The organism is Eggerthella sp. BIOML-A4 (assembly GCF_009875575.1).
In the GTDB taxonomy this organism is placed as follows: domain Bacteria; phylum Actinomycetota; class Coriobacteriia; order Coriobacteriales; family Eggerthellaceae; genus Eggerthella; species Eggerthella lenta.
On record NZ_WWRX01000008.1, the window covers coordinates 283,481 to 303,761 of the forward strand.

Consider the following 20,281-nt stretch of genomic DNA (forward strand, 5'->3'; position numbering starts at 1 on the left):
CTTTTCCTAAATGTCTCGGCTCATCAGGTCTTCGTACGTTTCGCGTCGCGTGGTCACGCGGGCCTGGCCGTCCTTCACGAACACGATGGCCGGCCGCGGCTGGCCGTTGTAGTTGCTGGCCATAGTGTAGCAGTACGCGCCCGTGCCGAAGACGGCGACGATGTCGCCCAGGTCGGGGTGCTGCATCGGCATGTCGATGACCACGGCGTCGCCGCTTTCGCAGTGCTTGCCCGCGATGGTGACGATCTCGGTGCGCGGCTGACCCGCCTTGTTCGCGATGACCGGCTCGTAATCGGCGTGGTACAGCGCCGTGCGGATGTTGTCGGACATGCCGCCGTCCACCGCCACGTACTTGCGGATGCCCGGCAGCGTTTTCAGAATGCCCACCGTGTACAGCGTCACGCCCGCCGTGGCCACCAGGCTGCGGCCCGGCTCGGTGAGCAGGCGCGGCTCGGGCACGCCGAACTTCTCGCACGCCGCGTGCACCGCCGACGTGACCGTTTCGGCGAACTCGTCGATGGAAGCCGGCTTGTCGTCGGCCGTGTAGGCGATGCCCAGGCCGCCGCCCACGTCCAGCTCCTCTATACGATAGCCGTACCCTTCCTCGATGCGCGCCATAAGCTCCACCATGACCTCGACGGCCTCAGGGTAGGAATGCAGCGCGAATATCTGCGAGCCGATGTGGCAGTGCAGACCCGCCAGCCTCACGTTCGGGGCCGCCAGCACGTCCTTCACGCACCCGTAGGCGAAGTCGTCGCGCATGGTGAAGCCGAACTTCGAGTCCTCGCAACCCGTGCGGATGTACTGATGGGTGTCGGCCTCGACACCCGGCGTGATGCGCATGTAAATAGGCTGCACGACGCCCAGCTCGCCCGCGATCTCGGAGATGCGCTTGAGCTCGATGCGGCTGTCGATGATGATGCGGCCAACGCCCGCCTGGATGGCTTCGCGCAGCTCGCGCGGCGTTTTATTGTTGCCGTGCATGAAGATGCGCTCGGTCGGGAAGCCCGCGGCCAACGCGATGGCCAGCTCGCCGCCGCCTGACACGTCGAGGCACAGCCCCTCGTCGGCTACGATGCGCGCGGCCTCCTTGTTGAGGAACGCCTTGCTGGCGTACACGACATCGGAGTTCTGATAGCGGCTGCGGAACGCCGCGAGGTAGGTTTCCATGCGCGTGCGCATGTCCGCCTCGTCCATGACGTACAGCGCCGTGCCCTGCTCGCGCGCCAGCTCCACCATATCGACGCCGCCCACATACAGGTGGTCGTCCTTCACCTCGGCGGTCAAGGGAAGCACCGCGCCCAGCTCCATGGTGGTGCGGTTGTCCGGTTGTTTGCTCAAGTCGGCTGCGGGAAGAGACATGCGATTCCTTTCGTGCGTCCTGGGGATTCGCCTAGTCTATCATCCCCGCTCGCGCACGGCGACACCCTGATCGAAAATGTCGCAATCATCCACCCTGCGGCAGGCGCTAAACGGCTTTTGGAAGCCGGCCGAAGCGCCGCTCCATGCAGGGGGAACGTTATGGAAGGTCGACGGTTGCTTTCTAACCAACGCGCACAGATGTTTCACGTGAAACATCTTCGGATCCGCCCGCTCCCCGCGTTTCGCGCCCCATGTGCGCGTCTATGCTCCCCGCGCCTCGCGTCCCGCTCCCGCCCGCGCACAGATGTTTCACGTGAAACATCTGTGCGCGTCGAAGCGGGATGCAGGATGGTGCCCGTGCCGGCAGGGTCCCGCGATGGATCGTCTCCGCATGGCAGAGATCGCGCGCTATGTACGATTCTCCGCCATCGTCGTTTCTTCCGACCTGGGCTTTCCTTCTTCGCCTTCGAAGACGAGCCCCGATAATCGTGCATAGCGCGCGATCTCTGCCGCCTCGCTTCCCAATCCGCCGTCAGGTCGATGACGAAGCGAGCCCGCACGAGCCGTACGCGATGGCCGACGGCGGCAAGGCCCCTTCATGGCAACGTCTCCCACGATTCTCAATGGCGTATAATGGGGCGATCATCCTCGAGGAAGGGAGCGGCATGGCTCAGCAGGAACCGTCCATCGATCAATGGCTCGCGGAAGCGAAGCAGGATCCGAACGCCGCGCAGTGCGGCATGTACCTCACCCACAACGGCATCGTGCGCATCACGCCGAAGAAGCAGGTGCGCGAAGGCGTCGAGGGCCTGGGCGAGGTCGCCCAGGTGGAATTCTCCTACGACGCGGCCGGCGTGGAGGCAGCGGTGCAAGAGGCCCTCACCTGGCCGGGCGTATACTACGTGCGCACGTGGCTGAACGAGGGCGTGCTCAACGTGGGCGACTCCATCATGTACGTGCTCATCGGCGCCGACATCCGACCGAACTGCATCGACGCGCTGCAGAAGCTGGTGGGCAAGATCAAGAACGACCTCGTGGAGGAGAAAGAGATCTACGCGTAAAGCGAAGGCGGCGGACGCAACAGGGCAGCTCGGCGAAAAGGTCTCGTCGCGCGGAACCGCCAGAAAAGGCGATCCCGCGACATAAGGCCGCCCTTCGGCGGCGCTCACAGGCGGCGAAGCGGCGAGAAATCCCGCTTCGCCGCTTTTTTCTCATTCCGGGCACATTTCCGAAGCCGGTTTCGTGTTGGTGGCAAGGAGGCGATACCCCGTATGCAACCAACGCTCAGGCAGGACGACTTCATGGAGCGCGCCATGCGCACCTGGGGAAGCACCGTCTACCGCCTGGCCCTCAACCAAACGCAGTCCCCGCACGACGCGGAAGACATCTGCCAAGACGTGTTCCTGCGCCTGCTGAAAGACGCAACCGCTTTCAAAGACGACGAGCATCTCAAGGCATGGTTGCTCTGCGTCGCCATCAACCGCTGCCGCGACCTGCACCGTTCGGCCTGGAAACGACGCGCCGAACTCACCGACGCGGTTCCCGATGCGGGCCGCGAAGATCCTCGCAGCGACGATGCGGCACGCGCCCTGCAGGACAGCGAGCTCGGACGAGCGCTAGGACGCCTGCCCGACAAGATGCGCCTGATCGTGCATCTGCACTACTACGAGGGATTCTCGACCGAGGAAATCGCCCGCCTCGTGCACTGCGCGCCCGCTACGGTTCGCTCGCGCCTGAGCCGGGCTCGAACGCAACTCGGGAAGATGCTGGGGAAAGGGGGCATCCTTTGAAACGGACAGGACAATCACCCGAGCAGGACCAGTACCGCGCGCTGATGGACGACATAGAGATGCCAGGCCGCGTGCACGATCGCGTGATGCGCGAGGCGCACCGCCTGCGCACAGCGGAGGCGGTGCACGCGAAGCCTACCCGCCGACCGCGCACCTGCAACCAAAGCGGCTATCGTACGCGCCGCTTCGTCACGGCCGTCATCGCAGCCGCTTGCGTGCTTGCCCTTGCGAGCGGCGTCGCGTTCGCCATCTCGCAGCAACTCGACAATGCGACGGCGAAAAACTCCTTCGCCCTCGATGCGGGCACAGACGACTTCGGATACGGCGGCTTCACGAAAGTGTGGCGCAGCGACCCGGAGATAGATCCGAACAACGCCGACAACGCGCCCGACTCGGGGCAGCGCTACCTCTCAGTGGCCCATCTGTTCGACCTCTCCTGCACGGGAACGAACGTCGCTTCGCTCACCTACACGGTGGAAGGCGACCGCGTGCTGTTCTACACGAACGCCCGCATGCCCGAATTCTCCTACCAGGAGGGCGACGACCCCTATACGGAAGATCGCACCACGAGCTTCACCGTGAACTACGACGAGCAGAACGCGAACAAGACCGAGATATGGCACGCCCTGCGCGTTTCGTTCCCGTTGGAGGGAGAGGTGGCGGAGCTGTACGATGCCACGACGGGAGAGTTCTACGGCGATCGTCGAAAATGGGACGTCAATATGCACGAAAACCTCAATGCGCTGCTCATCCGCAAATACGCCGACATGATCGCGCAGGCGCGTCTCAAGGTGACGGCCACGTACGACGATGGAACGACCGAAACGAAAACCTACGTCATAACCCCGGTCGACAACCTCGAGGAAACGCTGCGCGCCTACGGCGAAGCCCTGCGCGCGCAAGCCGCGGAAGAGGAGGCGAACCCCGGCCCGACCGAGCCCATAGCCCGTCCGCAGCTGTTCAGGTTCACGCAAATAGACTGACCCGAACCCCTTTACCGAGCCGTCGGACATGCAAAGGGGTACGGGTGCTCAACAACACGGCAAACGGCTGGCGGCACTTTTGCGCGGCCAGGCGCGCCCGTTGCGGCTTTCTTCTAGAGTAGTCCCACTCTATCCGGCAGCGCACCGCCATCGGGCGTGCGCATTCTAGAAGAAAGGCGGCATCTATGGGAAAGTTCAAACGCTTTTGCATGATCGTGTTCGTCGTTGCTGCCGTGCTGGGCATCGGCGTGCTCGCAGCCCTTTGGTTCGCCTGGGAACCGCTGTTCCCGGCAATCGCCTGGCTCATGAGCATGCCGTGGTTCTTCGTCGTCGAGGCCGTTCTGCTAGGCATCACGGCGCTGGGCCTGCTGGTCGTGTTGATTCGCGCCATCACTGCTCCGGGCAAGAACTCGCAGCTGGAGCTTGAGCGCGACAACGGCAGCATCGCCATCACGCAGAACGCCATCCAGTCCACGGTCAAGCACGTCGTCGAGAGCCATCACGGCCTGTCCACGGACAACGTCAAGGTTCACATCACGAACAAGCACGACCCGCGCATGAGCATCCACGCGAAGATCGATCCGGGTCGAAACGCCGAGCTGGGACAGCTGGGCGCGAAGCTGCAGGACGAGATCGCCGCGACGCTTGAAGCCTTCACCGGCTACCCCGTCGACTCCGTGCGCATCACGTTCGCAGGCGACGCCGACGTGGTTACACCCGCGTTCACGCAGCAGGCCACGAAGTATACCGACGACACGCGCCGTCAGCACCAGACCAAACCGGTGCCCGCCCACGTGGTCGAGTAGGTGATGCGACGATGACTCAGTCCACCATGCGCATCCACCCTGCGGCCACCCCGGCTCCGAAGTCGGCGCCCAAGCAGTCGCAGGCGGCGAAGCAGAAGCCGAAAACGACGAACGCTTACGCGTCTTCGAACCAGAAGCACGACGAGCAGAAGGCTCCGCAGCGTACGGCCGACACACCGTCCGACGTGCTGGCGAATGCAGCGGCCGAGACGAAGCGCGACAAGGGCGTGTACGCCAGCATGAAGCGCGCGTTCTCGCCGTACGTGGAGAACCACAGCCATGCGGTGCTGTACGGCATCATCGGCTTCGTCGCGGCAGCCCTCATCCTCATCGTGGGATTCTGGCCCACCGTGCTGCTGGCCGTGTTCGCCGCCATCGGCGTGGTCATCGGCAAGTACCGCGACGGCGACCGCAAGACGCGCCAGCAGATGAAACAGGTCCTCGAACGTTTCAACTAGCGAAACGCCTCGCGTGCCGCGCCCATCCCCCTGCGAGATTCGCGCAGCACGAGGCGTTCGCCCCCCCGATCCATCATGCTACAGAAAGGAACTACCATGACCCAGAGCACTATGACCAAGCCAGCAACCTCTTCCACCTACAACCCCTACTCCGATATGGACGCCGATAAGAAAAAGAGCGATGCCGCCACGGCCGACTCCGTCTCCGCCGAGCCGGTGTACAAACTGGTCATCGACGAGAACGTCGTGGAGAAGATCTCCTCCATGGCCGCTCAGAAGATCGACGGCATCATCGACATGAAGGGCAACGTTCTCTCCCGCATCCAGGAAGGCCTGGGCGGCGCAGACAAGACAAAGGGCGTGGACGCCGATATCGTCGACGACACGAACGCGAAGATCAACCTCGACGTGATCATGGAGTACGGCAAGTCCGCCCCTGAGATCTTCGACGACATCAAAAAGGTTGTCGGCGGCGACCTCAAGGACATGACCGGCCTCAACGTGGTCGAGATGACCGTGAACGTGGTGGACGTCATGACTCCGGAAGAGTACGCCCAGAAAAACGGGTCCAACAGCGACGACGGGCAGCAGGACGACTCGGCCAACTAGACCGGGTTCGCCCTCAGCGTCGTGTTGCGGAGCCGTCCCGTCCGCGCTCCGCACCCCGTGTTGCAAGCCCGTCGCGCCTCCCGCGCGGCGGGCTTTTTAACGAGCGGGGCCGGATTGCTCGCCTGCCCTCAAATATCATCCTGACCCTTTCGCTTCCCCTATCCGACATCCTACCGCGTCCGACATCCCGCTCCCCGCGCAGCGCGCGGCGTGCGTGCCCTTCTGCGGGCCATTTCGGTCAGCCCACCTGCCCTCCGCTGTCAAACCAGAATTGACATAGCCCGGGTCGGCCCGCCCCGCGAAAGCTCGCCGGCGGCTCGGAAGCCCTCTTCGGCCATCGGCCAGGAGCCCGTCCCGCCCGATCGCCAGCCGCCCGACAGGGGAAGCGGCGCGCGGCGGTGCATGTCGATCCTGGTTTAGCAGCCGATAGGGCAGCGAATGGCAAAAAGACATCGAATTCGGAAGCGATCGCGTCATCCGGGATGGGTCCGCCGAGCAGCGCCGGAAGCAAGCGATCTCATGACCTGGGACTATGATAGATTGGGATTACCAGCACGTCTGCGGTTCGCTACGCAATTTCCGAATTCAATGCTTTTTCGCCATCGGTGGCCTCGCCGGATGCACGAGGCACGGCGCTTTGAGAGACGCGGCGCCTAGGCGACACGCCGCGCGGCCGGAGCTTGCGCGTCAAACGGACAGCCAGAGCGAATGTTTCACGTGAAATATTCGAAGCCGAGCAACGCCGCGACGGCTTCGACAAGATCCACGCGGGAACGAAGGGCAAAGCGCGTGCAATCCGCGCGAGAAACAGCGGCAAGAAACGTGGAATCCGCACTGTAAACGCGTGGGATTTCAGTAAGATCGAGGAAGATCTGCGCTGGATGTGCGCCATGAAAACGTGAGATGGGGTTGTTATACTAAGAAGCACGAACCCGCCAGGCGGGGAGGATGACACACCCTCTTTACATCCATTTCCGAATTCTAGATATACGGAAGGGGGTGTCCTCCATGGATGGTATTGTACTCAGCCTTACCGGAGTTATCTTGCAGGTTCTCGGCCTCGTAGCTGCTTTCGGCAGCTTGGCGGTCGGGGCGGCCTCGCTCGCGCTTCAAGCGTGGTCGAAAGACGAACCCCGGTCGTCCCAGAGGGACGAACCGGGCGCACAATAACATCCGAACCGCCGTAGCGAGTTCGAGAGCCGTGGGGAGTTAGCCGCTCCCTGCGGCTCGCCTGCTATTATAAGGAAGCAACCGCTCCTCCGCAACGGTGCCTAACGCGTTTTCCGCACTTCTTCGGTGATCTTCGCGAAGTCGCCTTCCGCGGCGCAGTAGCGCGCCAAGTCGCGCGTGTTCACGCTCTCGGCTCCGTCGATACGCGTAATCGCACCCAAGCCGAAACCGATCTGCGGCACGCCAGCGGCCGCCATCTGCGCGAAACGGTCCTCCTTGCCTGCGCGCGCAAAGCGAAGAGGCAGGTACTCCATGAAGCCATGCTCGGTCAACGCGCCGCGCATCTCGTCCAGCTGGCGCGCGACCTCGTCGCAACCCGCCGCCAGCTCATCGGCCACCCGCACAAGCTCCGCGTGGGTCGCATGCGAGCGCGCGGCCGCCAGCGCCGTGCGCCGCACGTTGAGCGCACCGTCCCCGCCCTCGGAAGCATCATGGCCGAACGCCAGCACCAGCCCCAACGTGTCGTTCGCGTACGAATGCAGGAAATGGTCGCAGATAATGGGCAGATCGTTCAGGTTGTCCACCCGATTGAGCCGCACGAAGTCGACGGGGTTGAGCGACAGCATCTCGAAGTCGAAGCGCGTCACCCCGGCGCGTCGGAAAAACGGCATGGTCGCCCCGCTCACGTTCGCAATGGACGAACGCATGGCGACGGGCGCGTCCTCGGCCACGTCGCAAACCTGCCGCACGGCGCGCACGATGCGCGCGATGTCCGCGCCCGCGTTCGATGCCACGCCGCCGCCCAGCTGCACGGCGCGCACCAGGCAATCGTCGAACTGCCCCGCGTTCGCCTCGATCTCGGCCACCAGCGCGTCGGCGTAGCGCGCCATGCGCGCGCTATCCCACCCGAGGATCATGCCCTCGCGGCGAAGCGCGCGATCGTCCACGCAAAACGGGACGGACACCTGAACGATCGCATCGCGTTTCTCTGTCATGATCGTTGCTCCTTCTTCTGCTCGCGCGGAGCGGCGGCCACTTGAAAGCAGCCGCCGCGCGCTATGGGCCGACTGGCATCGGGGAGGGAGAGGAGGGATACGCCAACCGGCCCCGAATCGGTTGCGGGCCGCTTTACGCCTTCAGGTCCTCGATGACGCTTTCGGCAGCGCAGTAGCCGGAGGTCAGCGCCGAACCGCAGCTATTGCCAGCCGTGGGCGTGGCGTACTGGATGCCGTAGCGCTGGCCACAGGTGTTGCCGGCGGCGTACAGGCCCGCAATGGGCTGCTTCTCGCCGGTGAGCACCTGGTAGCGGCCGTCGGTGCAGATGGCCGCATGCTGGCACAGGCCGCCGGAAGGATTGCCGCCCGTGGTGCCGAACGAGGCGAAGAAGGGAGCGTCCTTGATGGGCAGCAGGTTCTGCGGGTCGCAGCCCCAGTCGTCGTCGTGGCCCTTCGCGCACAGCTCGTTGTAGCGCTCCACCTCGGCCAGAAAGTTCGTCTTGGCCTCGCCGGTGTAGCCCACGATCTCGGCCAGCTCCTCAAGCGTGTCGGCAGCGTACACCGTGGAGTACTCTTTGCCGAAGCGGGAGAAGGCGCGCACGTCGAAGCCGTCCTTGCCGGTTTTGTAGTTCGCCATGTTCTCGCGCACTTCTTCCACCATGTAGTCCGAGCTGCGGTCCATCGTCTCGTGGCCGTACCCTTGGTGCGACAGGTACTCTTCCCAGTTCGCGTCGGTCACGTTCACCAGCAGCTGGCCCTCGGGAAGCATGTCCAGGTAGCCGTTGGAGCCGTGCTTCACCATGGTCTCGTTCATGAAGCGCTTGCCGTCGTTGCCGAAGCACGGCCATGCGCCGCCGAACGCGAAGCCCGGCACACCGTTGATGCCCGCGGCCTGGCCGGCGCGGGGGCCGCCCTCCATCGTGCCGCCGGCCCACATGCACATGCGGATGCCCGAGCCGTCGCGGCCCATGCCCCCGATGCTGGTGGCGTCGGTGCGGTCGTTGCCGTACGACCAGGCCAGGTTGCGCATCTGGTCGGACAGGTCGAGGCGCATGTCGGGGTTGCCGCCGAAGTCGCCCGCCGCCACGACCACGGCCTTCGCGTTGATCTGGTGGTACGCGCCGTCGACATCCTGGAAGACGGCCCCGGTCACCGCGTCGCCGTCCTGCACCAGCACCACGCCCTGGTAACCCCACTTGATGGTGCCGCCGGCTTCCTCGAACGCCGCGTGCACCGAGCGGATGACGAACGGCCACATGTTGATGTTGGATTCCTCGTCGCGCCACTGAGTCATGGCCGGCCACGACCTCTGCCCGCAGCACTCGCCGTTGAAGTTGTCGTTGCCCTTGTAGTTCGAGGTCTTCGCATACTTCTCCACGTACTCGGCGGGAATGTGCCCCACCATCCAGTCGAGCATCTCGCCCGAGCGCATGGCGTAGTCGCGCACGATCTTCTGGTGCGCATGGCCGCGCGAGAGGCGCATGTACTCGTTGAACACCTCGGTGGTGTCGATCTCGGGCGTGCCTTTGTCCAGGAACAGCTTCGAGTTGTAGCAGGCCATGTCGCAGGCGTATTCGTCGTACTCGTCGTAGGTCTGCATATCGGCCAAGAAGACGTTCGCGCCTTCCTCCTGGCAGCGCAGCGCCGCCACGGTGCCCGCGTTGCCCGCGCCGATGACCAGCACGTCGCAGTCCTCGGTATCGGCGATGTCGCTGACCACGGGCGCGTCGCCCAACCACGCCGGCTTGTTCAGCATGAAGTCGGCCGGCTTGATGCCCAGCTGCTCGCAGCCGCCGCCCGCGGACAGCACGCCGTCGCCCTTGAGGGCGATGTACTCTTCGGGCGTGGTAGGCGCCTTCGCGCTGGCATTCTGGCCGCGGTTGAACGTCGACAGCTCCTGCATCACGTCGTACGTGCCCGCTTCGCCGGAATCGGCGGCCGCCGCCGAGGCGGTGGAGGCCGACTGCTGCGGCGAGCATCCGCCCAGCGCTCCCAGCGCGGCGACGCTCATCGTGCCGGCGGCCGCCCCCTTCAAGAAGTCGCGACGCGACCAGCTGTGCTTCGAGGTGGTTCCCATGTTCCCGCTCCCTTCAATCATGTGCCCATGTTCCGATCCCGGCGTCGCCCGCTTCTGTTGTGCGGCGCCGGACGTTCGGCTACACTACGGTGCAGGCCGGGGTTTCGCCATCACTGAAAGCGATGATTTCGGAATCCGCAGGGTGCGCCGCACGCGCCCACCCTATAGCTGAATTTGGTGATTTGCGCTATCTACGAGGGAAAACGCCGAGGCGTTGCAGGGAGGGCATGGAAAGCGCGCAACAACACGACTCGAAGCAGGCGTCTCCGGCGCCCGTCTCGTTCAAGCCCGCGCTGCTGGGCGCGGGACTGCTGTTCTCCGTCTTCCTCAATGCGATCCGCTTCTTTTCTGAGCACGGAACGGGCGCGACGCCCTCGCTGCACCCCTTCGCGGTGTACGCCGGCTGGGGGCTGACGGGCGCGGGCATCGTGCTCGCCGCGCTGGCCATGTTGGCCAAGCGCGCAGATCGACGCACGCCCGACCTCACCCGCACGGCGCCTCTGGTGACAGGCGCCTGCCTGGTCGCCATCGGAGTGCAGTTCATGCTGCCGCTGTACACGCAGCTGACGCTGCCGTTCGCCGAGCCCGCCATGTTCGGCCTGGCGTTCGGAGCGGGACTTGCCATGCTCGCCACGGCGTGGGGCTCGGTGTTCGCGCGGCTCGAACCGGAGAATTTGCTGTTCAACAGCGCATGGGGCATCGTGGCGGCAGCAGTCGTCCATTTCGCGGCCGAGCCGCTTTCCCCCTCTCCCATCGGGTTGGCGCTGATCGCATGCTCGCTTGTCACATCGGTGGCGCTGCTGTTCGTCGCCCGCACGTTCAACGACGAGACTGCGGCACCGCACCCCGCCGGCGCCGAAAGCGCAAGCGAGGATGACCATCGCATCCGGCTGCGCAAGGCAGCCGCCATATTGTGGATGCCCCTCGTAGGGGCGTGCATCACCTGCTTCATCTTCGGGCTCACCTGGGATCCCGTCATCTCGAGCGAGCAGATGCGCCTGCCCGATCCGCTGGGAGCGTGGAAATCGCTCATCGGGCCGTCGCTGCTGGCCATCGTCGTCGCGCTGTTCGTGCTGCGCAAGGCAAACTCGTCGCCGCTCAGATTGCTCAACCAGGCCGTGTATCCCATCGCCGTGGCGCTTCTGCTCGCGCTGCCCGTCATCAGCTCCGACAGCGATGTCGCAGCGGGTATCATCGACGTGCTCACCCAGGCCAGCTTCGCGGTGATCGCGCTGGCCATCTGGTGCAGCATGGCCAGCGCCGTCCGCAGCGTGCCCTTTGCCGCCACGTTCGTATTCCCGGCCTGTCTCGCGCTGCTAGCGCTCGCGTTCGTGGCCGGCCTGTGCGGCATCGCCGTCATCGGCACCGACGGCCGCACGATCTGTCTCATCATGCTCACCGTGTACCTGGCGCTCATCGCCATATCGTTCGCGCAAGGCTCGCGGCAGCGCGAAGGCCGGCGCACCGAGCCTCACGGCGCGGACGACTCGCGCACGTACATCCACCGCCGCTGCGACACGCTGGCAGCCGAACGGGGGCTGTCGCCGCGCGAGCGCGAGGTGCTGTACTACCTGGGACGAGGCTACAATCACGGCTATGTGGCCGAGAAGCTCTACATCTCCGAGAACACCGTGCGCACCCACGTGCGCCACATCTACGCGAAGCTCGCCATCAACTCGCGCGAGGAGCTACTCGCCATGATCGACGACGAAACGCCGAGAGGTTGAAGGTCGGCAGATTGAAGGCCGGCAGCGCCCGAGACGCGGTATGATGAGAGGCGACGCAGGCGGTATCGGATGCTAGGAGCGCTGCTGCATGAACATTCTCGACTATCTCGGCACGGAGTTCGCCTCATTCGAGGAAAAGCCGTTCAACCCGGTCGATTCGGCGGCGCTTTCCCAGTTCTGCATGGTGCGCGCCGAAGGGATCGTGCCGCCGCTGCGCGAGCGCAAGGCGTTCGGCAGGCTCGGCACCATCGTGAAGAACCTGCTATCCCCTTCGGGACGCCCCGCCCACTTCCTCGATACATTGCGTGCCGAACACTATGAGCATATGTTCTCGGGCCTCATCCCTGGCCGCGTGAAGGAAAATATGCTGGCACTCGCCGCCAGCCCGCGGTTTCGCGACATGGTCATCCGCGATTACCTCAGCCTGTTCGATACCGAGCGGCAGACGCAGTTCGCCGCCATGACGTTCGTCTACAAGAAGGAATTCGCCTACGTGGGCTTCCGCGGAACCGACACGTCCATCACCGGCTGGCGCGAGAACTTCAACATGTGCTACACCGCGCCCGTGCCCGCCCAGGAGCAAGCCGCGCGCTACCTGGAGGCCGTAGCGCCGCACCTGCCTCGCCGGCTGTTCGTGGGCGGCCACTCGAAGGGCGCCAACCTCGCGCTGTACGCCGCGCTGAACGCGTCCGCCGCTGTGCAGGACCGCATCGAGCGCGTGTACACGCACGACGGCCCCGGTTTCAAAGCGGGCGCGTTCTCGCCCGATGATTGGAGAAAGCTGGACGGCCGCATCCACCGCACCGTCCCGCAGGACTCCGTCATCGGTATGCTCATGGAGTCGCACACCCCGCCGCTCGTGGTGCACAGCACCGAGCGCGGCCTTTTGCAGCACAGCCCGTTCTCGTGGGAGGTCGACGGCGACGATTTCGTCTACCTCGACAACCTCACCGAAAACGCCCGGTTCACCGACGCGCTGCTCACCGAATGGCTGGCGCGCTACTCCGACGAGGAAGCGGCGGCCATCGTCGACGCGCTGTTCAAAGCCGTCGAGGCCTCGGGCGCCCAGAACGCCACCGAGGTCTTCTTCGGCGGGGCGAAAACGGTGGCCCTGCTGAGCGAGGCGGCCAAGAACATCGACGGGACCGCTCGCGAAACCCTGGTCGGCGCCCTCGGCTCGCTTGCCGAGCTGGCAGGCCACCGCGTCACCCAGGGCATCGTCGAACGCATCGTCCCGAAGAAAAAAGCGCGCTCTTAGAACGCGGGCTCCTCCGCCTGCACCGCGCCGCTTCGCACGTGCGCGGCGCCCATCAGGCGCTTTGCCGCAGCCATACCCACCAGCAGCAGCGCGGCGCTCGCAACGCCCGTGCCAATGCCCAGCATCAGGCCGGGATCGTACGAGCCGAAGCGGTCGAACAGGAACCCATACACCGAAATGCCCAGCGAGCCTACCAGCGATGTGCCGATGCTCACGTACGAGAACAGCGTGCCGTAATCCTTCGATCCGAACGCGCTGCGCACCAGCAGCGGCACGTTCACCGTCACCATCGCCGTAAGCACGCCGAACAAGGCGGCCGCCACCATGACCATCCCCACGTTGCCGTTCGAGGCTAGGAACAGCGCGAACGCGGTCACGCCCACGCCGAAGCCGCACAGCGTCGCGTTGCGCGGCCCCACGGCGTCGGCCAGCCACCCCAGCACCAGCTTGCCCACGATGTTGCTGATCATGGCGATGGAAGGAAGGAACGCTGCGACGGCGGCGAGCCCGACGGTGCCGGCGTACGTGGGCATCAGCTGCAAAAACGCGCTCTCGAGCGACAGGAATCCCGCAACCAGGAACACGCACGCGAACGCCAGCGAACGCACGGCGCGAGCCGCCGAGACGCCGGACGCCGTTTCGGCTCCGCTGCTCGCCGGGGTGTCTTCCACCTCGTCGGCTCCATAGGCATCGCGCGGGTCGGCCGGCTTGAACTTCATCACCAGCAGCGAGAACGGCAGCACCAGCACGGCTGCGATCAGGGCGAGCACCGCATAGGTGGGCCGCCATCCCAACGATTGGATGAGCGCGCCGCCCAACGGGTTCATCACCGCCCCGCCGATGCCCGAGCAGGCCATGGCGATGCCCATCGCAAGGCCCGCCTTCTTCTTGAACCAGTTGCCTATCATGACGGGTGCCGGCAGCAGGAACGCGAACGCGGCCGCCACGCCCAGCACCGCCCCCGCCACGTACCACTGCCACACCGCGTTGAACTGCCCCATGGACGCGAACGCCAGCGCGGCCGCCACCATGCCGACGCTCACCAGCACGCGCATGCTCACCTTCGGCAACAGCTTCCCCGCCACGGGAAGCGCCGCCGTCATGCACAAACCCTGGATCGTGAAGTACAGCATGAAGCTGCCCTGCGAGAACTGCAGATCGCCCAGCACGGCGGGAACCATGATGCCCGCCGCGTTGTTGATGGTGCCCATGCCTCCCGCTTGCAGGAAGCAACAGGCGATGAGGATGAGCCATGCCGGATGCAATCGGCGCGAACGCCGTTCACCGCCTGTTTGGTTCGTCGTGTGCTGCCGCATGCGCATACTCCCTTCTCCGCTCTGGGGCCGCCAGGCCTTCGAGCGTTTTCGGTTAAAAGATGCGCCATTCAATCACGGAACCGATGCCGCCGAAGCCGACCGATGGCGGGCGTAGCGCCTCGCTCGGTCAGCGAGCAGCAGAGAACGAAAGCGACCCGCAAGCGGCGGCGAAGAAGCACGCGAGCGGCAAGCCCGATCGCGCCCGAACGAAGCCGCCAACATACGGCGAACCCGCGCTGCGCAGAGCCGACGAGCGCACACGGGCGATGCCGCTCGCCGGCGATTCGCGCCCGGAGCTTGCAGCGAAGAGTGCGAGGATGCGAACCGCTGTTGGACGTCCAGCGACTCCTACGTGCTCAATGGGCTGGGGATGTCCGACGGCGAAGGCGCGAGAGCAGCTCCTGGGTGCTGACATCGCTCAGGGCGGTGCTGCTGGACATCCCCGCCTCCAGGGCCTCGACGTCGCTCAGCGCATCGGCAAGCATGTTGAGCACCAGCTCGAACGCGCGATCGATTCCCTGTTCGGGATCGACGGTTTCCTCGATGCGCTCGGCGCCAACCTGGGCGAGCCATAGCTTGAAAGGCTCGGCCTTCGGAGAGGGAACGGACTGGATGATGCGCAGGACACCGTGAGTTGTCGCGTCTGCAACGCTCCTATTTCTTGAGGATCCTCTTGAGGTACGTGGTATCCAGAACGTTCACCGTCTCGAACTTCCCTTTGTAGAACACGCCCCAGTTGTTAAAGACGCCGGGCAGCTCCTTCGCCTTTTGCAGCGAATCCACTTGGATGAGCGTCAGCGGCACGTCGTTCGCCTCGCAATACCGCCGGATCGCCTCGATGCGCTCGGGCACGTAAGGGCACTGGAAATCGTAGTAGATCGTCAGCTCGTCGCTGTCGATAGCCTGGGCTTTCGCGTGCGGCGCGAACCGCGGCACCGTCCCGTCGAACGACAGAGCCAGCAACTCGTAGCCGTCGTCGGTAGCGTCGACCACTTCGAAGCCGAACTTCCGCGCGAACGCCTGATCGGTCAGCCACGCCTTCTGCTTCTTCGCCCCCAGCAGGCACACGCCCGACTTGCCTTGCACTCGCGCGTCGGCCAGGCAGTACTCCATGAGCGCGCGCCCGTAGCCTTTGCCCTTGCCGGCACCGTACGCCCAGAGGCAGTACACGTACAGGTAGTTGTCGCCCAGCACGGGAACCCACGCCGTTTCAAGCGGCGCGTACTCGATGAAAACCGGGTCTTTCACCTGCAGCTTTCGGAACACATGGCCTTCGCGCAGCCGATCGGCGAGCCATTGGCGCTTCGCCTCGACGCCGGGATGGGGCTTCCTGACGCGAATGATGCAGGAAAGATGCTCGTCGGCAAGGTTCTCGGGGGTTAGGTTGACGAATTCGGGATCCATGCTCCTCCTAAAGAAACCATTCCAAATGACCGCAGCTTTGGCATACAAGCACACGCGCGGTCGCGTTGGCCCAATCGAGGTTGAGAAGCGACGCGCCGGCTGTGTTCAATTGCCCCGAGCGCTCATCGAATTCCTCGCCGCCGCAATGCGAGCAGACCACCGCCTTCCCCGCGATCTCGTAACGGTAATTGCCAGACAACCCGCGCTCGAACCCATCCATGAACCCCATGAGAGCCGCCTTTCCGATCAGGCTTACAGATCGCGCATACACTCCTGCTTTTTCAACGCGTACTCTTCTTCGGTGATGGCGCCGCGTTTATACAGGTCGTCAAGCTGCGAAAGACGCTGGTAGGCAAGCGCGCTCGCGCGCTGGCGCTCATCGGGCAAAGGCTGTTGGCTGCCGGCGCGCTTCGCCAACACCACGATGAGCGCGACCACGAGTGCGACGGGCACCAGCAACATCAGCATGATGAGCATTTCCGGAACACCCAAACCCAGTATCTTCATGAAGCCGCCTTTCCGCGAGGCCTTTTTCAACCAGTATAGCAAGCGCGGCGCACCCGAAGATGCGCCGCGCGAGAAAACTTGATGCGAGAAGCCCCTAGTCCGTGAAGTAACCCACGCCGCCCTCGAACAGCTGCTGGTAGCGGTCGCCGGGGACGTTCTGGTACAGACCGTAGCCGCGGCGCTCGCTGTGGCCCATCTTGCCGAGGATGCGGCCGTCGGGGCTGGTGATGCCCTCGATGGCCAGTACCGATCCGTTCGGGTTCACGTCAAGGCTCATCGACGGCACGCCCTGCTCGTCCACGTACTGCGTGGCGATCTGGCCGTTCGCAGCCAACTGGGCCGCCAGCTCGGGCGACGCGACGAAGCGGCCCTCGCCGTGGCTCACGGGCACCGTATGGATGTCGCCCACCTCGCAGCGGCTCAGCCACGGCGACAGGTTCGATGCCACGCGCGTGCGCACCAGACGGCTCTGATGACGACCGATGGTGTTGAACGTGAGCGTGGGGCACTCCTCGTCCATGGGGCGGATGTCGCCGAACGGCACGAGACCCAACTTCACGAGCGCCTGGAAACCGTTGCAGATGCCCAGCATGAGGCCGTCGCGGTTCTGCAGCAGGTCGCGCACCGCTTCGGTGACGGCCGGAGCGCGGAAGAACGCCGTGATGAACTTGGCCGAGCCGTCGGGCTCGTCGCCGCCGGAGAACCCGCCGGGGATCATGATGATCTGGCTGTTCTCGATGGCCTTCACCAGCGCCTCGGTGCTCTCGGCCACCTTGTCGGGGGTCAGATTGTTGATGATGAGCGTCTCGGCCACAGCTCCCGCCTGCTCGAAGGCGCGCGCCGAATCGTACTCGCAGTTGTTGCCCGGGAACACGGGGATGATGACGCGCGGGCGCGCGATGGTGCCGTTGTACACCAGCGGCGCGGCACTGGTGAAGGACACCGTTTCCACGGCATCGCCCTCGGCGCGGTACGGGAACACCGACTCGAGGTGGCCCTCCCACGCTTCCTGCAACCCGACCAGGTCGATGACCTCGCCGCAGGCGGCGAACTCGTAGGCCTCGGTCGTCTCGCCCACCTCGTCCACGCGCACGACGTCGGACGCATGCGGCAGCTCCACGCACGGAGCCAGCTCCACGAGGAAGCTGCCGTACGACGGGGCGAACAGCTCGTCGGCCGTCACCGAATCAGTCAGCTTCACGCCGATGCCGTTGCCCACGCTCATCTTGAACAGAGCCTCAGCCGTCGCGCCGTATCCCGGCGTGGACACGGCCAGCGCCGCACCGTCGCCGATCAAGCGCTCCACCAGCTCGAACGCCTCCACCAAGCCGGCGGCGTCGGGCGTGACACCGTCGTACGACGCGGGCGCGATGCGCACCACGCGGCTGCCCGCCTGCTTGAACTCGGGCGACGTCGCGCGATCCACCGAGCCGATGGCCGTGGCGAACGACACCAGCGTGGGCGGCACGTCCAGCTGCTCGAAACTGCCCGACATGGAGTCCTTGCCGCCGATGGAGCCGATACCCAGGTCCACCTGCGCCATCAGCGCGCCCAGCACGGCGGCGGCGGGCTTGCCCCAGCGCTCGGGCTCGTCGCGCAGCTTCTCGAAGTACTCCTGGAACGTCAGGTACATGTCCTTGTGGAAGAAGCCGGCGGCCACGAGGCGCGCCACGCTCTCCACCACGGCGATGTACGAGCCGGTGAACTGGTTCGCCTCGGTGAGGTAGGGGTTGAAGCCCCAGGCCATGCCGCTGACCGTGGTGGTCTCGCCGAACACGGGCAGCTTCGCCACCATGGCCATCGCCGGCGTCAGCTGGCGCGACCCGCCGAACGGCATGAGCACCGTGCCCGCGCCGATGGTGGAGTCGAAGCGCTCGGACAGGCCCTTGTTCGAGCACACGTTCAAGTCGGTGACCAGCGCGTTCATGCGCTCGGCCAGCGTGTCGCCCGCCCAGGTGCGCTCGTACGTTCCACCCGGCAGCACGCGCACGTCCTGGTGCTTCGCCGCGCCGTTGCTGTTGAGGAAGTCGCGGCTCACGTCCACGATGACGGCGCCGTTCCACTCCATGCGCACGCGCGCCTCCTCCGTCACCGTGGCGATGGGGGTTGCTTCGAGGTTCTCCTCGTGCGCGTAGCCGATGAACTCGTCCACGTCCTCGGCCGCCAGGGCAACGGCCATGCGCTCCTGGCTCTCGGAGATGGCCAGCTCGGTGCCGTCAAGGCCGTCGTACTTCTTCGGCACCTTGTTGAGGTCGATGAACAGGCCGTCGGCCAGCTCGCCGATGGCCACGGACACGCCGCCCGCGCCGAAGTCGTTGCAGCGCTTGATCAGCTTGCAGGCGTCGCCCCGACGGAACAGGCGCTGGATCTTGCGCTCCACGGGCGCGTTGCCCTTCTGCACCTCGGCGCCGCAGCTCTCGAGCGATTCCAGCTTGTGCGCCTTCGAGGAGCCCGTGGCGCCGCCGATGCCGTCGCGGCCCGTGCGGCCGCCCAGCAGCACCACCACGTCGCCCGGAGCGGGCGTCTCGCGACGCACGTGGTCGGCCGGCGTGGCGCCCACCACGGCGCCGATCTCCATGCGCTTCGCGGCGTAGCCGGGATGGTACAGCTCGTTCACCTGGCCGGTTGCCAAGCCGATCTGGTTGCCGTACGAAGAGTAGCCCGCGGCCGCGGTGGTCACCAGCTTGCGCTGCGGCAGCTTGCCCGGCAGCGTCTCGCTCACGGGAACCAGCGGGTCGGCCGCGCCCGTCACGCGCATGGCCTGGTAGACGTAGCTGCGGCCCGACAAGGGGTCGCGGATGGCGCCGCCCACGCAGGTGGCTGCGCCGCCGAACGGCTCGATTTCGGTAGGATGGTTGTGCGTCTCGTTCTTGAACAGGTACAGCCAGTCCTGCTCTTCGCCGTCCACGTCCACCTTGCACTTCACGGTGCAGGCGTTGATCTCCTCGGACTCGTCGAGGCCGGTCAGCACGCCCTTCGCCTTCAGCCAGCGCGCGCCGATGGTGCCCATGTCCATGAGGCACACCGGCTTCTCGTCGCGGCCCAGCTCGTGGCGCATCTCAAGGTACTTCTCGAACGCGGCCTGCACGGCCTCGTCCTCCACTGCCACGTTGTCCAGCACGGTGCCGAACGTGGTGTGGCGGCAGTGATCGGACCAGTACGTGTCGATCATCTTGATTTCGGTGATGGTGGGGTTGCGCCCCTCTTCGGCGAAGTACTGCTGGCAGAACGCGATGTCGGCCAGGTCCATGGCCAGGCCGCGGTCGGCGATGAACGCCGCCAGGCCCGCCTCGTCCAGCTCCAGGAACCCGTCCACCGTCTCCACCATGCCCGGCACGGGCTGTTCCAGGTGCAGCGTCTCGCGCACATCAAGCGACGCCTCGCGCGCTTCGATGGGGTTGATCACGTAGTGCTTGATGGCGGCGACGTCCTCGTCGGACAGCGCGCCCTCCAGCATGTACACCTTCGCGCTGCGCACCTCGGGGCGCTCGCCCTGGCTGATCAGCTGGATGCATTCGCTTGCAGAATCGGCGCGCTGGTCGAACTGGCCGGGAAGGTACTCCACGGCGAACACCGCCACCCCGTTCGCCTCGGGCATCTCCAGCGTCGCGATGTCGGACTGCGGCTCGCTGAACACGGTGGGCACGCACTGAGCGAACAGCTCGTCCGAGATCCCCTCCACGTCGTAGCGATTCACCATGCGGAGATTCTCAAGCGCGCCGACGCCCAGCAGGCTGCGCAGCTCCTCTTTCAGCTGCTTCGCCTCCCCGTCGAAGCCGGGCTTCTTCTCCACGTAGACACGAGAAACCATGGTCCCCA

Annotated in this window: 17 protein-coding genes; 9 read left to right on the top strand and 8 right to left on the bottom strand. The window is 65.3% G+C overall.

Translation table 11 applies throughout. From position 1 onward, the window contains the following. Positions 1–6: 6 nt before the first annotated feature. Entirely contained in the window at positions 7–1,362 is a 1,356-nt protein-coding gene (lysA, locus tag GT613_RS09815) for a diaminopimelate decarboxylase (protein ID WP_009305862.1), read from the bottom strand. Positions 1,363–2,027: 665 nt separating this feature from the next. Here lysA and GT613_RS09820 point away from each other — a divergent pair. The 6 genes from GT613_RS09820 (at position 2,028) to GT613_RS09845 (ending at position 6,008) form a co-directional block, all read left to right on the top strand. Then, positions 2,028–2,423 (top strand): molybdenum cofactor biosynthesis protein MoaE, encoded by a 396-nt coding sequence (locus GT613_RS09820; protein WP_009305861.1) that lies wholly within the window; start codon positions 2,028–2,030, stop codon positions 2,421–2,423. Between the two features lie 210 nt (positions 2,424–2,633). Then, positions 2,634–3,152 carry an RNA polymerase sigma factor gene (locus tag GT613_RS09825; RefSeq protein WP_009305860.1) on the top strand — a complete coding sequence of 173 codons (519 nt, stop codon included), beginning with the start codon at positions 2,634–2,636 and terminating at the stop codon, positions 3,150–3,152. Next, positions 3,149–4,135, top strand: a complete 987-nt coding sequence (locus GT613_RS09830) for a hypothetical protein (RefSeq protein ID WP_009305859.1) — start codon at positions 3,149–3,151, stop codon at positions 4,133–4,135. The genes GT613_RS09825 and GT613_RS09830 overlap by 4 nt, the downstream gene beginning before the upstream one ends. A gap of 185 nt (positions 4,136–4,320) precedes the next feature. Beyond that, on the top strand, positions 4,321–4,941 hold the full coding sequence (gene amaP, locus GT613_RS09835; protein ID WP_009305858.1) for an alkaline shock response membrane anchor protein AmaP: 621 nt from the start codon (positions 4,321–4,323) through the stop codon (positions 4,939–4,941). An 11-nt stretch (positions 4,942–4,952) separates the two neighbouring features. Further along, positions 4,953–5,399, top strand: coding sequence for a DUF2273 domain-containing protein (locus tag GT613_RS09840; RefSeq protein ID WP_009305857.1), 447 nt, complete (start codon positions 4,953–4,955; stop codon positions 5,397–5,399). A gap of 96 nt (positions 5,400–5,495) precedes the next feature. Further along, positions 5,496–6,008: an Asp23/Gls24 family envelope stress response protein gene (locus GT613_RS09845; RefSeq protein ID WP_009608111.1), complete on the top strand. Its 513-nt coding sequence runs from the start codon at positions 5,496–5,498 to the stop codon at positions 6,006–6,008. Positions 6,009–7,279: 1,271 nt separating this feature from the next. Here GT613_RS09845 and GT613_RS09855 read toward each other — a convergent pair. Both GT613_RS09855 and GT613_RS09860 read right to left on the bottom strand, forming a co-directional pair. Beyond that, positions 7,280–8,173: a hypothetical protein gene (locus tag GT613_RS09855; RefSeq protein ID WP_009305853.1), complete on the bottom strand. Its 894-nt coding sequence runs from the start codon at positions 8,171–8,173 to the stop codon at positions 7,280–7,282. Between the two features lie 133 nt (positions 8,174–8,306). After that, positions 8,307–10,250 carry an FAD-binding protein gene (locus tag GT613_RS09860; RefSeq protein WP_009305851.1) on the bottom strand — a complete coding sequence of 648 codons (1,944 nt, stop codon included), beginning with the start codon at positions 10,248–10,250 and terminating at the stop codon, positions 8,307–8,309. A 227-nt stretch (positions 10,251–10,477) separates the two neighbouring features. Between GT613_RS09860 and GT613_RS09865 the strand changes: the two genes are divergently transcribed. Together GT613_RS09865 and GT613_RS09870 are read left to right on the top strand one after the other, a co-directional pair. Continuing rightward, a complete protein-coding gene (locus GT613_RS09865) occupies positions 10,478–11,977 on the top strand; it encodes a helix-turn-helix transcriptional regulator (protein WP_009305849.1) in 1,500 nt (499 codons plus the stop codon). A gap of 88 nt (positions 11,978–12,065) precedes the next feature. After that, positions 12,066–13,235, top strand: coding sequence for an Mbeg1-like protein (locus GT613_RS09870; RefSeq protein ID WP_009608095.1), 1,170 nt, complete (start codon positions 12,066–12,068; stop codon positions 13,233–13,235). Here the strand turns inward: GT613_RS09870 and GT613_RS09875 are convergent. Continuing rightward, positions 13,232–14,551, bottom strand: coding sequence for an MFS transporter (locus GT613_RS09875; protein ID WP_226844242.1), 1,320 nt, complete (start codon positions 14,549–14,551; stop codon positions 13,232–13,234). The genes GT613_RS09870 and GT613_RS09875 overlap by 4 nt on opposite strands. An 83-nt stretch (positions 14,552–14,634) precedes the next feature. On the opposite strand from GT613_RS09875, the gene GT613_RS09880 reads away from it, so the two are divergent. Further along, the gene (locus GT613_RS09880) at positions 14,635–15,126 is read left to right on the top strand and encodes a hypothetical protein (RefSeq protein ID WP_035576727.1); all 492 of its coding nucleotides are present in this window, start codon (positions 14,635–14,637) and stop codon (positions 15,124–15,126) included. A 79-nt stretch (positions 15,127–15,205) separates the two neighbouring features. Here GT613_RS09880 and GT613_RS09885 read toward each other — a convergent pair whose 3' ends face one another. The 4 genes from GT613_RS09885 to GT613_RS09900 form a co-directional block, all read right to left on the bottom strand. After that, on the bottom strand, positions 15,206–15,955 hold the full coding sequence (locus GT613_RS09885; RefSeq protein WP_009305837.1) for a YoaP domain-containing protein: 750 nt from the start codon (positions 15,953–15,955) through the stop codon (positions 15,206–15,208). Positions 15,956–15,962: 7 nt separating this feature from the next. Next, positions 15,963–16,184, bottom strand: coding sequence for a hypothetical protein (locus tag GT613_RS09890; RefSeq protein WP_009305836.1), 222 nt, complete (start codon positions 16,182–16,184; stop codon positions 15,963–15,965). 23 nt (positions 16,185–16,207) lie between these two features. Further along, the gene (locus GT613_RS09895) at positions 16,208–16,462 is read right to left on the bottom strand and encodes an SHOCT domain-containing protein (protein ID WP_009305835.1); all 255 of its coding nucleotides are present in this window, start codon (positions 16,460–16,462) and stop codon (positions 16,208–16,210) included. Between the two features lie 94 nt (positions 16,463–16,556). Next, a complete protein-coding gene (locus GT613_RS09900) occupies positions 16,557–20,273 on the bottom strand; it encodes a phosphoribosylformylglycinamidine synthase (protein ID WP_015759901.1) in 3,717 nt (1,238 codons plus the stop codon). Positions 20,274–20,281 lie beyond the last annotated feature (8 nt).